This is a genomic window from Bradyrhizobium sp. (assembly GCF_030697065.1).
Classification (GTDB): Bacteria; Pseudomonadota; Alphaproteobacteria; order Rhizobiales; family Xanthobacteraceae; genus Bradyrhizobium.
The window spans coordinates 18,107-30,257 of record NZ_JAUYQU010000115.1; the positions used below are offsets into that span (position 1 = coordinate 18,107).

The 12,151-nt window shown below is 64.0% G+C and carries 14 protein-coding genes; 4 read left to right on the forward strand and 10 right to left on the reverse strand.

Translation table 11 applies throughout. The features are described from left to right. Positions 1–5: 5 nt before the first annotated feature. A complete protein-coding gene (gene ispH, locus Q8R73_RS09780) occupies positions 6–968 on the reverse strand; it encodes a 4-hydroxy-3-methylbut-2-enyl diphosphate reductase (RefSeq protein WP_304869816.1) in 963 nt (320 codons plus the stop codon). A 231-nt stretch (positions 969–1,199) separates the two neighbouring features. Between ispH and Q8R73_RS09785 the strand changes: the two genes are divergently transcribed. After that, positions 1,200–1,901, forward strand: coding sequence for a DUF1013 domain-containing protein (locus tag Q8R73_RS09785; RefSeq protein ID WP_305719344.1), 702 nt, complete (start codon positions 1,200–1,202; stop codon positions 1,899–1,901). Between the two features lie 14 nt (positions 1,902–1,915). Here the strand turns inward: Q8R73_RS09785 and Q8R73_RS09790 are convergent, their stop codons facing one another. Next, complete coding sequence (locus Q8R73_RS09790) at positions 1,916–2,335, reverse strand: hypothetical protein (RefSeq protein ID WP_305719345.1); 420 nt, start codon at positions 2,333–2,335, stop codon at positions 1,916–1,918. A gap of 341 nt (positions 2,336–2,676) precedes the next feature. Here Q8R73_RS09790 and Q8R73_RS09795 point away from each other — a divergent pair, with 341 nt between their 5' ends. Beyond that, positions 2,677–3,738, forward strand: a complete 1,062-nt coding sequence (locus Q8R73_RS09795; RefSeq protein WP_305719346.1) for a sensor histidine kinase — start codon at positions 2,677–2,679, stop codon at positions 3,736–3,738. A gap of 150 nt (positions 3,739–3,888) precedes the next feature. Here the strand turns inward: Q8R73_RS09795 and Q8R73_RS09800 are convergent, their stop codons facing one another. Continuing rightward, positions 3,889–4,695 (reverse strand): response regulator, encoded by an 807-nt coding sequence (locus Q8R73_RS09800; RefSeq protein WP_305719347.1) that lies wholly within the window; start codon positions 4,693–4,695, stop codon positions 3,889–3,891. 249 nt (positions 4,696–4,944) lie between these two features. On the opposite strand from Q8R73_RS09800, the gene Q8R73_RS09805 reads away from it, so the two are divergent. Beyond that, a complete protein-coding gene (locus Q8R73_RS09805; RefSeq protein WP_305719348.1) occupies positions 4,945–5,166 on the forward strand; it encodes a NepR family anti-sigma factor in 222 nt (73 codons plus the stop codon). Then, the gene (locus Q8R73_RS09810; protein WP_291864912.1) at positions 5,166–5,714 is read left to right on the forward strand and encodes a sigma-70 family RNA polymerase sigma factor; all 549 of its coding nucleotides are present in this window, start codon (positions 5,166–5,168) and stop codon (positions 5,712–5,714) included. The genes Q8R73_RS09805 and Q8R73_RS09810 overlap by 1 nt, the downstream gene beginning before the upstream one ends. A gap of 176 nt (positions 5,715–5,890) precedes the next feature. On the opposite strand, the gene Q8R73_RS09815 is transcribed toward Q8R73_RS09810, so the two are convergent. From Q8R73_RS09815 to ureC, 7 genes are all read right to left on the reverse strand, one after another. Continuing rightward, positions 5,891–7,549 carry an HWE histidine kinase domain-containing protein gene (locus Q8R73_RS09815; protein ID WP_305719349.1) on the reverse strand — a complete coding sequence of 553 codons (1,659 nt, stop codon included), beginning with the start codon at positions 7,547–7,549 and terminating at the stop codon, positions 5,891–5,893. A 302-nt stretch (positions 7,550–7,851) separates the two neighbouring features. Then, positions 7,852–8,490, reverse strand: a complete 639-nt coding sequence (gene ureG / locus Q8R73_RS09820; RefSeq protein ID WP_305719350.1) for an urease accessory protein UreG — start codon at positions 8,488–8,490, stop codon at positions 7,852–7,854. Between the two features lie 153 nt (positions 8,491–8,643). Beyond that, a complete protein-coding gene (locus Q8R73_RS09825) occupies positions 8,644–9,375 on the reverse strand; it encodes an urease accessory protein UreF (RefSeq protein ID WP_305719356.1) in 732 nt (243 codons plus the stop codon). Continuing rightward, a complete protein-coding gene (locus tag Q8R73_RS09830) occupies positions 9,362–9,958 on the reverse strand; it encodes an urease accessory protein UreE (protein WP_305719351.1) in 597 nt (198 codons plus the stop codon). The genes Q8R73_RS09825 and Q8R73_RS09830 overlap by 14 nt, the downstream gene beginning before the upstream one ends. Continuing rightward, entirely contained in the window at positions 9,955–10,260 is a 306-nt protein-coding gene (locus Q8R73_RS09835; protein ID WP_305719352.1) for a putative quinol monooxygenase, read from the reverse strand. Before Q8R73_RS09835 ends, Q8R73_RS09830 begins: the two co-directional genes overlap by 4 nt. 23 nt (positions 10,261–10,283) lie before the next feature. Further along, on the reverse strand, positions 10,284–10,583 hold the full coding sequence (locus Q8R73_RS09840) for a putative quinol monooxygenase (protein WP_305719353.1): 300 nt from the start codon (positions 10,581–10,583) through the stop codon (positions 10,284–10,286). Between the two features lie 103 nt (positions 10,584–10,686). Next, on the reverse strand, positions 10,687–12,151 hold a 1,465-nt coding region (gene ureC, locus Q8R73_RS09845), incomplete at its 5' end, for an urease subunit alpha (RefSeq protein ID WP_305719354.1).

Genomic DNA, 12,151 nt, shown 5'->3' on the forward strand with positions numbered 1-12,151 from the left:
ACCGGCTACGCCGCGTCGGGCCGCAGCGAACGCGGCAGCGGGAAGAACTCGTTCTCTTCCGCGGCCGATACCGTCTCCACATGCAGTTCGTAACGCTCGGCGAAGGCGCCCATGATCTCCTCGACGATCACTTCGGGCGCCGAGGCGCCCGCGGTGATGCCCAGGCTCTTGATGCCCTCGAACATTTTCCAGTCAATGTCGCTGGCGCGCTGCGCCAGCACCGAAACCGGGCAGCCCTCGCGCTCGGCGACTTCGCGCAGCCGCTGCGAGTTCGACGAGTTCGGCGCGCCGACCACGATCAGGGCATCGACCACCGGCGCCACCTTCTTGACCGCGAGCTGGCGGTTGGTGGTGGCGTAGCAGATGTCTTCCTTGTGCGGGCCGGAGATATTGGGAAACCGCTCCTTCAGCAGCGCGACGATCTCGGCGGTGTCGTCGATCGACAGCGTCGTCTGGGTCACGAAGGCCAGATTGTTGGGATCCTTCGGCGTGAAGGTCTTGGCGTCTTCCGCGGTCTCGATCAGCGTCACGGCGCCGACCGGCAGCTGGCCCAGCGTGCCGACCACTTCGGGGTGGTGGGAATGCCCGATCAGGAGGATTTCGCGGCCGCGCTTGAAATGGATCGCGGCCTCGCGGTGCACCTTGGTGACCAGCGGGCAGGTGGCGTCGAGCGAGAAGAAGTTGCGGGCGCGGGCATCCGCCGGTACCGATTTGGGCACACCATGGGCCGAAAATACCACCGGCGCGTTGGTATTGTCGGGGATTTCGGCCAGTTCCTCGACGAAAATCGCGCCCTTGGTCCTGAGGCTGTCGACCACATAGCGGTTATGGACGATCTCGTGGCGGACATAGACCGGGGCGCCATAGATGGTCAGCGCCCGCTCCACGGTGTCGATCGCCCGCACCACGCCGGCGCAAAAGCCGCGTGGCGAACAAAGCACGATTTTAAGCGGTGGTTTGGCCTGCATGGGGACAAATCTCGGACCGGCTAACCCCTCGCCGCCGGGCAGGGAACGGTCAATTTCTTACAAGGACAATTCATTTAAGGACTTGGGACGGCTTTCGGGCGGTGTCAAGGCCGGTCAGCAAACCATTGCGTGGTTAGCCCCAGACGGCTTATATAGGGCGTAATTCCCGTCATCGCTGATGACCACCGGCTTCGCCTCCAAAAGGCGGGCGAAGCGCTAAGGAGATATGCCATGAGCAATGCACCGCTGATGCCAAAAGCGACTGCCGTATGGCTGGTTGACAATACCGCGCTGACCTTCGACCAGGTGGCCGATTTCACCAAGATGCACCCGCTCGAGGTCCGCGCCATCGCCGACGGCGACGCCGCCCAGGGCATCAAGGGCATGGATCCGATTTCGACCGGCCAATTGAGCCGCGACGAGATCGAAAAGGGCGAAAAGGACCCGAATTACCGGCTCAAGCTCGGCGAGAGCAAGGTCACGCTGCCGCCGCAGGCCAAGAAGAAGGGTCCGCGCTATACCCCGGTGTCGCGCCGTCACGAGCGGCCGAGCGCGATCCTGTGGCTGGTGCGCAACCACCCCGAATTGAAGGACGCCCAGATCATGCGTCTGGTCGGCACCACCAAGACCACGATCGCCAGCGTGCGCGACCGCACCCACTGGAATGCCTCGACCCTGACCCCGATGGACCCGGTGACGCTCGGCCTGTGCTCACAAATCGAGCTCGATTTCGAGGTGCAGCGCGCGGCCAAGGAAAAGCCGATGGAGTCAGCCTATGGCGGCGCCACCCTGCTGCCGGCCTCGGAGACCACCGCCCGCAAGGAGCCGGAATTCGAGCCATCCGAGAAGCAGCGCGACGACCTCAACGTCGATGCGGTGTTCGCCAAGCTGAAGGGCATCGGCGGCAGCAAGAAGCAGGACGACGAGGAGTAGAAGACTGCGAACGATTATGTGACGCAGCGGCCGGGCTGCAGCTGCCTGGCGGCTTCGGTCAACACGCTGAACGAGGGCTCGCAGCCCAGCGGGGCCTTGCGGCGGTCGGACTTGAACAGCGAGGGCGCAGCGGGGGCGTTGCGCGCTTCCGGCTCCGGCTTCCGGGCGACCGGTATCCGTACCAGAACCGACGTATCGGCAAGGCTCTCCGGCCGCAGCGAGATGGTCTGAGTCTGCACAACCGGTCCGATACCGGCGGCGCGATCGGCCTTGGCCGCCCGATTGATGACGGTTACCGGGGTGTCGTTTGGCGCCTGCTGTCCGCGAGCGAGATCGTGGCCAGATGCAAACTGAACGGCGCCGAGGGTCAGCGAAACGGCGATCGCGCCAAGGAGTGCCCTTGGAACGAAAACTGCTTTTGAGAGCTGCGACATGTCGGTTGATTCCCTCGCCCCATTGGCGAACACAGCCACAACGCGAGGGAACCCGCCGGGTTCTGGCCGACGGCCATCACTTAACCGTGTCTGAAAAAGTTTTGGGCGGTGGGAACGAGTTTCGGGGCTGCGCGTCATCCAGACAGCCGGTCTTCCCCCCTGCCCCATTGACCGGTGACGTAGGGCGCGACTGTGGTGATGCCAGTCGCGCCCTGCTTTTTGCCTTGGTGGCAACGATGCCTGCGGCGATCGCATCGGTCTGATATATGATCAGCTGATGATGTGCCGGAACCCGGTCTCGCCGGCTAGCTGTGGCCCTTTTTGAGTACGGAACGGTTTCAATGCCTTCGGCCAGAGTAACGCCGGCTCCTTCTCCCCTGCGCACCGAATTGATGGCCGCCGGAAATGGCCTGGCCGACAATGAAGACGTGTTGCGCAGCGTGCTGGCGGGATGCGGCGACTGCATCAAGATTCTGGATCTCGATGGCCGATTGCAATTCATGAGCGAAGGCGGCCAGAGGGTCATGGAAGTCGACGACTTCGGGTCGCTAAAGGGCTGCCCCTGGCCGGAGTTCTGGACAGGAGACGGCAATGCGGAGGCGAAACGCGCGGTAGAGGCCGCCAGGGCCGGCGGCATCGGGCGCTTCAAGGGCCCGGCCAATACCGCCCGGGGCAACCCGCGCCACTGGGACGTACAGGTCTCCCCGATCATGGGCGCCGACGGCAAGCCGTCGCATCTGCTGTCGGTCTCACGCGACATCACCGAGGAATGGCGCGCGGTCACCGAACTGAAAGAGGCGATCGAACGCCAGGAGGTGCTGACGCTCGAACTGCAGCACCGCATCAAGAACACGCTCGCAATGGTCGGCGCCATCGCCAACCAGACCATGCAGGGCGACAGTGTCGCCAACGCCCGAGAAGCATTCGCGGCGCGGCTGATGACCCTGAGCCGCGCCCACGATCTGCTCACACAAGGAAGCTGGGCCAGCGCACCGATCCGGGACGTCGTCGAAGGCGCGCTGGCGGCGCATCGCACCGGCCGGGGCCAGATCAGCTTCGGCGGACCCGATCTGCATTTGACCGCCAGGCAGGCCCTGGCGCTGGCAGTTGCGATCCACGAACTCGCCACCAACGCCACCAAATACGGCGCGCTGTCCGGCCACGGCAGTGTCGCGGTGGCATGGTCGGACCAGCCCATCGACGGCGTTCCCAGCTTCCGCTTCAGCTGGACCGAGAGCGGCGGCCCCGTCGTGACCGAGCCCATGAAGAAGGGCTTCGGTTCGCGCCTGATCGAGAAAATGCTGCCGAACGATTTTGGCGGCGAGGTGCGGACATATTACCGGCCGGGCGGCGTGGTGTGCGAGCTGACGTCGCCGTTGGGCAGGCTTAATTCGGACGATTAGGAACGGAGTGGCGGCGCCGGCAGGCGGGCTACTGCGAAAAGCCCAAAACAACCCCATGCAAAGATAGAATGCGGGTTCGCATCTCGGCCAAAAAAAAATCGGCGCGCTTCCGCAGCGCGCCGAACTCATTTCAACCCAACCGCTTCCCGCTCAGCTCGCTGCGGCCCGCGGCACCCGGTTGCGCGAGTTGCGCTGGAAGAACAGCGCCTGGCTGGCGACGGCGGAGACCATCGCGGGCTGGAACGGCTTGGAGATCAGGAACGCCGGCTCGGGGCGCTCGCCGGTCAGGAAGCGTTCGGGATAGGCGGTAATGAACACCACCGGCACCTCGAATACCTTCAAAAGTTCGTTGACGGCATCGAGGCCGGATGAGCCGTCGGCGAGCTGGATGTCGGCAAGGATCAGGCCGGGCTTGCGGTTCTTTGCCAGCGCGATGGCGTCGGCATGGGTGCGGGCGACGCCGATCACATTGTGACCGAGGTTCTTGACCAGGCTCTCGAGATCCATCGCGATGAAAGTCTCGTCCTCGATGATCAGCACGTCGGTGGCGATCTCGGCGGCCATTTCACGGCCGGCGGTATCGGCCAGCATGCGCGTCTCGGCGACATCGATATCGAGAATCCAGCCCACTTCCTCCTCGGAAAAACCCTCCAGCGACAGCAGCAGGAAGGCCTGCCGCGGCAGCGGCGTGATGTTCGACAGCCGTCGCTCCGACGGCATCGGCAGCGTCGCGATGTCGGAATCATCGTTGAGCGAAACCGAATTCCAGATCTTTGTGAACAGCCGGAACAGGCCGGCGCGCGGGCCGTGCTGCTCCTCGAGCAAGGCCGGGTCCTGCAGCAGGGCTTCCAGCATCGCCCCGACATAGGCGTCGCCAGAGGCCTGATTTCCCGTCAGCGCACGGGCGTAGCGCCGCAATAACGGTAAATGTTCGGCAACAAGCTGTGATCGCGACATCCCCACTCCATATCCTGCTCTGAGTACAATTGCTTCATGTCGAGTTCCTGGGCCAAAAACTTCCCCGACGGGTGACCCGGTTCCCTTGTGTGCGGGATTACGTTCCAGCCCACAAAAAGTTCCCTTGGTCCCGGGAACTTTCCGGCGCAGTTGGAATTAGCCCCGTTAGAACGACAGACAAGGCCTCGGAATCAAGGATAATTCTTGAAGCTACAGGGACTTAACTCTCGGGGAAGCGTGGAACAGGTCATGAAGGATGTAAAGTCTCAAGCCAGCAAAGTAGCGGCCCCCGGAAAGCCGGGGCGGCTCAACACCGAGATTCAATCGAGGATCGGGCACCAGCTCAGGGCAATGTATGACGATGTGGTGCGGCAAGGCGTGCCCGACCGCTTCGCCGAGCTGATCAAGAAGCTCGATGCCCCCGGGGCGACCGGCGACCAGCAAACTGCCAAACCCGACGGGAGGGACTAATGCCCCTCACAGACTCACTTCGCGACGACATCCTGGCGTCGGTGCCCTCGTTGCGCGCTTTTGCGATCTCGCTCAGCGGCAATGGCGACCGGGCCGATGATCTGGTGCAGGAGACGCTGCTGCGCGCGCTCGCCAACATCGACTCGTTCCAGCCCGGATCGAACCTGCCGGCGTGGCTGTTCACGATCCTGCGCAACCTGTTCCGCTCCGACTATCGCAAGCGGCGGCGGGAGGTCGAGGATGCCGACGGCAATTACGCCAAGACCCTGAAAACCCAGCCGGCGCAAAGCGCGCATCTGGAGTTCGAGGAGTTCCGCGTGGCGCTCGACAAGCTTCCGCAGGACCAGCGCGAAGCGCTAATCCTGGTCGGCGCGTCCGGCTTCTCCTATGAGGACGCTGCTGCCATCTGCGGGTGCGCGGTCGGCACCATCAAGAGCCGCGTCAACCGCGCACGGTCGAAACTGAGCGCACTGCTCTATGTCGACGGCGCCGACGATTTCGGTCCCGACGACACCGTCCGCGCCGTGATCGGCGGCAGCGGGGGCTGATCAACTCCGCAGCACAAACGAAAAGGCGGCCTTCTCGGGCCGCTTTTTTGCATTCGATCGTAGGGTGGGCAAAGGCGCCCCTTACGGTGCTCACCCTTGCTCAGCTTGCGCGATGATAGATGCTAGGCACGGCGCGAAGTGCGCGCCTTTGCCCACCCTACGGATTCTTCGTTGAGTTACCGCCCCCGCCGGACCGGCGCCGACAATTGTTCGGTGCGATCGCGCTCGGTCATGTCGATGACGGTCTCCATCGGCGCGGTGAGTTCGTAGACGTAGCTGACATCGGTGAAGAACCGCTTCGAGGTACCGCCCAGCGCCTCCGGGGCAACGCGATCCAGCAGGATCAGGCCGAAATCGCTGTCGGCGCGGCGGGTCGCCTCGCTGGTGTTGAACTCCTCCCAGCGAAAATTGAAGATGGCTTCGGGCTCTTCCCCGGTCACTTCCCATTGCGCGACGATGTGGGGATGCTTGCCGACCAGCGAGAGCCCCTCGTCGGAATGCGACGCCAGTTCGAAGAACAGCAGCGACAGGCTCTGGGCAGCGCGCGCGCTCACCGCGATGTCGGGACCGGAGACCGCGATCCGCTCGGCATGCGGGATCGCGCGCGCCTCGAACAGCCCCTTCAGCTTCACACCCTGCCACTGGCTTTCGGACAGCAGCGAAACCACGTTCGACATGGCGTGGATGCGCCCGATCAGCAGTTCGCGGGCGACGTCCATGTCGGAGCCGTGGCGCAGCGTGCGCGTCACGATCGACTGGATCACAGCCAGGATGTTCTTCACGCGGTGATTGAGCTCGTCGATCACGGCGGTGAGCCGACGCTCGAAGCCGATCCGCACCTGGATCTCGCGGCTGAGCCGCAAGTTGTTGTAGGCGACATAGCCGAACAGCCCGCAGACGATACCGGTCAGCGCAAGGCCGATCGCGGCAACGATCGCAGCGGTCTGCTGCGGGCGGGTCACGGCCCTGGACTTGGCGTAATAGGCCAGCGACCAGTCGCGGCCGCCGAACCCCACCTTCCTGACCATCGACGGCGCGGGCGATTCCGATCCGACCATCCGCGAGACGATATTGTCGCGGCTGATGGCGACCAGCTCCTGGCCGGCGTTGCGCGGATCCCTCAGCACCACCGAAAACAGCGACAGATCGTCGTTGAACAGCATCAACGGCGCCAGCTCGTAGGAAAACGTCACGAAGCCCGCCGTCTGGGTGCCGGATTCCTGCAGAACCGGCGCCGCCAGAACAATACCAACCGGTCCGTCCGCGCGCAGCAGCGGCAGCGGATCGGAAGCCACCGGCTTGCCTTCGGCCATCGCCCGCTCGAACATGGGTCCCAGAATTGGATGCCTGTCGTAGGAACGGCCCGGAAACCCGATGGTGTCCTTATTGCGCGGCTCGACGTCCATCAGGACATCCTCCGCGCGGTTGAGCAAACTGACGTCCAGAGGCTGGTCGTCGAAACTGCGGATCATCGGGTTGGGAAAATTCTGGTTCGCCAGTTCCTTGCTCGCCGCATCGAGCTCGTTCGGCTGCAGCCGCGCGAACCAGCTGGCGACCACGAAATCGGTCTTGAAGGCGTAGATCGAGGATCGCAGCGGCTGCAGCATGCTGGCACTGATCACGCTCGGCGCCCGGAACAGGCCGGATGCGACGCGGGCCAGCAGTTCGCGCTCGGTGAGCCGGTCCTGAACCAGGCTGGCGTGAACGTCGATGGCGCGGGCCATCGCGACCCCTTCCAGCATCAGTTCCTGATCGTGGACACGATAGGCCGCAAGCCCGGAGAACAGAACCCCGATCAGCGCGATAAAACCGATGATGAAACCCAGCCGGACCACTCGCATACTCAACGATGAGGCATGGGCGAAGAAAACAGATCAAACATTTGAAGTCCGCCGGTGCGGCGAGAATTGCGAAACATGATGAAAGCCAGCCGACTCATATAATGGAGGAGCGATCATCGGTACGCAACTGCGGTTGGTGACGCGGGACGGGCGGGGCTTGCCGATCGTGTTTTTCTTCGCGGCAAGAGAGTGTTAATCGCGACGCGGGGGTTTTGTTCCGGAGCGGTTGAAGAAAATTCCCTGCCTCCGCCACGCGGGGCGTTTCCGGAAGCCCGCGCCTCCGGAGTGACGAAGATTCACTTCAGCTGAGCGGGCGCCGCCGGGTTGAGACCGCCCTTGGCCTCGATGAAGCCGATGATGCGGTCGAGCCCCTCGCTCTTCTTCAGGTTGGTCATGACGAAGGGACGCTCGCCGCGCATGCGCCGCGCATCGGTGTCCATCTTCTCCAGCGAGGCGCCGACATGCGGCGCGAGATCGATCTTGTTGATCACCAGGAGATCCGACCTCGTGATGCCGGGGCCGCCCTTGGAGGGAATCTTGTCGCCGGCGGCGACATCGATGACGTAGATCGTGAGGTCCGCGAGTTCCGGCGAGAAGGTGGCGGCCAGATTGTCGCCGCCGGATTCGATCAGCACCAGATCGAGACCGGGAAATTTCGCGCACATGTCGGCGACCGCGGCGAGGTTCATCGAGGCGTCCTCGCGAATGGCGGTATGCGGACAGCCGCCGGTCTCGACGCCGGCGATGCGGTCCGGCGTCAGCGACCCCGAGCGCACCAGGAACTCGGCGTCCCATTTGGTGTAGATGTCGTTGGTTATCGCGGCGATGTCGTAGCGGTCGCGCATCGCCTTGCACAGCAGGTCCATCAATGCCGTCTTGCCCGAACCGACGGGACCACCGATGCCGATGCGAAGCGGGCCATGAGAGTTGGACATGTCAGGGGTTCTTTCTCTTGTCGTCCCTGCGGACGCAGGGATCCATGGCCAGCGGCGGTTGATGTGAAGGAGAGCCTCTGCCGTCGTGCCCGAACGAGGGGCCGCGGCCTATGGGTCCCTGCGTTCGCAGGGACGACGGGCCGATAGACACCATCATGACCGGAACAGCCGCGTGTACTGGGTCTCGTGTCGCAGGCCGGCGAGGTCGGCGCGAAACGTCGCGCTGCCGAGATCGTCGAGCGAGGCCTGCAGCGCCCGTCTGGCGGTGACGACAACCACCGGCTCCAGCTGTGCCAGCACACGCTGGCTGTCGGTTTGCCCGAGCGGGACCAGCCGGGCGCCCGCTGAAATCCAGTTCGAGGTCACCGCATGGAAGAACGCGTGCATGGTGGGGGAAAGCGGAATGTCGTGCGCGGCGCTGACCAGGCCGACCGCGACGGGATAGACGATGGCGCCATCGCATTGCGCAACCAGGTGATCGAGCCCGTCGCAGTTCCAGGCCGAGCGCGCGATCTCGATGAAGGCGCACCCCTGCGAGGTGGTCTCGAGCTGGCGCTCGCGCGACGGCACGAAGGCGGCCGCGAGTTCGGCGACCTCGCGCAAGGCCGCCTCGTCATGCGCGGAGGCGGCGCGCCAGGCGTGGGCCACAAACACACCGTCGCAAAAGCCGGAGCCGTCGACCAGCATCGACGCCAGCCAGTCGCTCAATGACGCGGCGTCCGTGATATCGCCGGCTTCCACCGCCCATTCGATGCCGCTGGAATACGAGAAGGCTCCGACCGGAAAGGCCGGCGACAGCCAGGTCATCAGCCGGTACAGCGCAGCGCCCTCGGCATCCGTCATGCTTGCGGGAAGGTCCGGCGGCGGCGGCTTATTTGTGGTCATGAGCATGGGAATGACCGTGCTGATGGTCGCGATCGCAATGCTCGTCGTGGTGATGGTGGTCGTCACCATGGGGGTGATGGCCATGGCCCTGCGATGAATGACCATGCCCGGTGCGAGCCGGCGGCGCGCTTGTCGCCGCATGCGCATGGCCGCCGCCGGCATAGGCGCCGCCCTCCGGATCGAACGGCGCCTCGATCTCGATCACGCGCGCGCCGAGCCCCTTCACCATGGCCTCGATGACGTGGTCACGCCGGATCCGCAGGCCTTTCGCCATCAGCTGGGTGGGCAGATGGCGGTTGCCGAGATGCCAGGCGACCCGTACCAGATGCTGCGGATCGCTGCAGCGAATCTCGACCAGCGGCTCCGGCGCCGCCACCACCTCGACCAGGCGGCCGTCCTCCAGCAGGAGCGCGTCGCCGCCGCGCAGTGCCACCGCGTTTTCGAGGTCGAGCAGGAATTCGAGCCCGCGGGTGCCGGTCATCGCCATCCGTCGCCGGTGCCGGTCGTCGAAATCGAGCACGACGGTATCGGCCGGCGTTTCCTTCCAGGAATGCTGTCCCTTGACCTGCGTCGCCCGGATCATGCTTTGATCGTATCCACCTTGTCGGCGCTGATGATCTCGATCACCGTCGGCGAAGCCTTCAGCGGCGCCGAATATTCGCGCCAAACCTTCATGTGCGGCGCCTTGCCATGGGCGTTGAGGTCGTCGCGCGTCTCCCAGCGCTCCACCACCACATAGGTGTTGGGATCGTGGATGGCGGTGTGGCCCTCATAGGAAACGCAGCCCTTTTCCTTCAACGTCTCGGCGATGCATTTCCTGTGCCCTGCAATGAATGAATCGCGCTGGTCCGGCTTCACCTGCGTGGTGGCAATCACGTAGATCATTTGCTTTCTCCCTGCTCTTGCTTTCAGCGCACGGTGACGTCGGCGGGCGTGATGATTTCGATCTTCGGCGGCGCCGACATGCATTTCACGGCGACGCGGCCGAAAGTCTTCATGTGCTCGGCGCCGCGATGCGGGACCAGTGCTTCGGCATTTTCCCACTGTTCGACGAACACCATCTTGGCGGGGTCGGTGACGCTCTCATGCAGATCATAGGCGATATTGCCGGCTTCCTTGCGGGTATCCGCGATGCAGGCGGTGGCGGCGGCGATGAATTCGGCGCGCGTTTCGGGCTTGATGGTCAGTGTCGCAACGACGTAGATCACGAGATCCTCCCGGGCTTCTTGTTGGGGCTTTTAGAGCCGGGCAGGACCATAGCCCAGAAGCGCGCTCGAACGCAAAAACGGTACCCGTTCTTGCCGCGCGCGATTAGAACATGAAATAGCGCTGCGCCATGGGCAGCACCTCGGCCGGCGCGCAGGTCAGCAATTCGCCGTCGGCGCGCACTTCGTAGGTTTCCGGATCGACCTCGATTTTCGGCGTGGCGGAATTATGGATCATGCTCTTCTTGGAGATGCCGCCGCGGGTATTTTCGACCGCATAGAGTTTCTTGTCGATGCCGAGTTTCTTGCCGAGCCCCGCGGCCACCGCCGCTTTCGAGGAAAACACCACCGACGACGCGGTCAGCGACTTGCCGTAGGCGGCGAACATCGGCTGGTAATGCACCGGCTGCGGCGTCGGGATCGACGCATTGGGATCGCCCATCGGCGCCGCCACGATCGAGCCGCCCTTGATGATGCAGTCCGGCTTGACGCCGAAGAAGGCCGGCGACCACACCACGAGGTCGGCGAGTTTTCCCTTCTCCACCGAGCCGATCAGTTTCGACACGCCATGGGCGATCGCGGGGTTGATGGTGTATTTGGCGATGTAGCGCTTGACGCGGAAATTGTCGTTGTTGCCCTTGTCCTGCGGCAGCGAGCCGCGCTGCTTCTTCATCTTGTCGGCGGTCTGCCAGGTCCGGATGATGACTTCACCGAGCCGGCCCATCGCCTGCGAATCCGACGACATCATCGAGAGAGCACCGAGGTCGTGCAGAATGTCTTCGGCGGCGATGGTTTCCTTGCGGATGCGGCTTTCGGCAAAGGCGAGGTCCTCGGCGATCGAGGGATCGAGATGGTGGCACACCATCAGCATGTCCAGATGCTCGTCGATGGTGTTGCGGGTGAACGGCCGCGTCGGATTGGTCGAGGACGGCAGCACGTTCTTCAACCCGGCGATCTTGATGATGTCGGGCGCGTGACCGCCGCCGGCGCCCTCGGTGTGGAAGGCGTGAATGGTGCGGCCCTTGAACGCCTTGACGGTATCCTCGACGAAGCCGGACTCATTCAGCGTGTCGGAGTGGATCATGACCTGGACGTCGTGGTCGTCGGCCACGGAAAGGCAGTTGTTGATCGCCGCCGGCGTGGTGCCCCAGTCCTCGTGCAGTTTCAGCGCGCAGGCGCCGGCCTTGACCATCTCCACCAGGGCTGCGGGCCGCGAGGCGTTGCCCTTGCCGGAAATGCCGAGATTGACCGGGAAGGCGTCGAACGACTGGATCATCCTCCCCATGTGCCAGGGGCCGGGCGTGCAGGTGGTGGCAAAGGTGCCGTGCGACGGCCCGGTGCCGCCGCCCAGCATCGAGGTGACGCCGGACATCAGCGCATGCTCGATCTGTTGCGGGCAGATGAAATGGATGTGGCTGTCGAACCCGCCCGCGGTAAGGATTTTTCCTTCGCCTGCGATGACGTCGGTGCCGGGGCCGATCACGATGGTGACGCCGGGCTGGATATCGGGATTGCCCGCCTTGCCGATCGCGCTGATATAGCCCTCCTTGATCGCGACGTCGGCCTTGACG

What these genes read in the sequence shown, in the direction of transcription:
- ispH (WP_304869816.1), bottom strand. Translation starts at nt 968, where the DNA reads ATGCAGGCCAAACCACCGCTTAAAATCGTGCTTTGTTCGCCACGCGGC.
- Q8R73_RS09785 (WP_305719344.1), top strand. Translation starts at nt 1,200, where the DNA reads ATGAGCAATGCACCGCTGATGCCAAAAGCGACTGCCGTATGGCTGGTT.
- Q8R73_RS09790 (WP_305719345.1), bottom strand. Translation starts at nt 2,335, where the DNA reads ATGTCGCAGCTCTCAAAAGCAGTTTTCGTTCCAAGGGCACTCCTTGGC.
- Q8R73_RS09795 (WP_305719346.1), top strand. Translation starts at nt 2,677, where the DNA reads ATGCCTTCGGCCAGAGTAACGCCGGCTCCTTCTCCCCTGCGCACCGAA.
- Q8R73_RS09800 (WP_305719347.1), bottom strand. Translation starts at nt 4,695, where the DNA reads ATGTCGCGATCACAGCTTGTTGCCGAACATTTACCGTTATTGCGGCGC.
- Q8R73_RS09805 (WP_305719348.1), top strand. Translation starts at nt 4,945, where the DNA reads ATGAAGGATGTAAAGTCTCAAGCCAGCAAAGTAGCGGCCCCCGGAAAG.
- Q8R73_RS09810 (WP_291864912.1), top strand. Translation starts at nt 5,166, where the DNA reads ATGCCCCTCACAGACTCACTTCGCGACGACATCCTGGCGTCGGTGCCC.
- ureG (WP_305719350.1), bottom strand. Translation starts at nt 8,490, where the DNA reads ATGTCCAACTCTCATGGCCCGCTTCGCATCGGCATCGGTGGTCCCGTC.
- Q8R73_RS09825 (WP_305719356.1), bottom strand. Translation starts at nt 9,375, where the DNA reads ATGACCACAAATAAGCCGCCGCCGCCGGACCTTCCCGCAAGCATGACG.
- Q8R73_RS09830 (WP_305719351.1), bottom strand. Translation starts at nt 9,958, where the DNA reads ATGATCCGGGCGACGCAGGTCAAGGGACAGCATTCCTGGAAGGAAACG.
- Q8R73_RS09835 (WP_305719352.1), bottom strand. Translation starts at nt 10,260, where the DNA reads ATGATCTACGTGATTGCCACCACGCAGGTGAAGCCGGACCAGCGCGAT.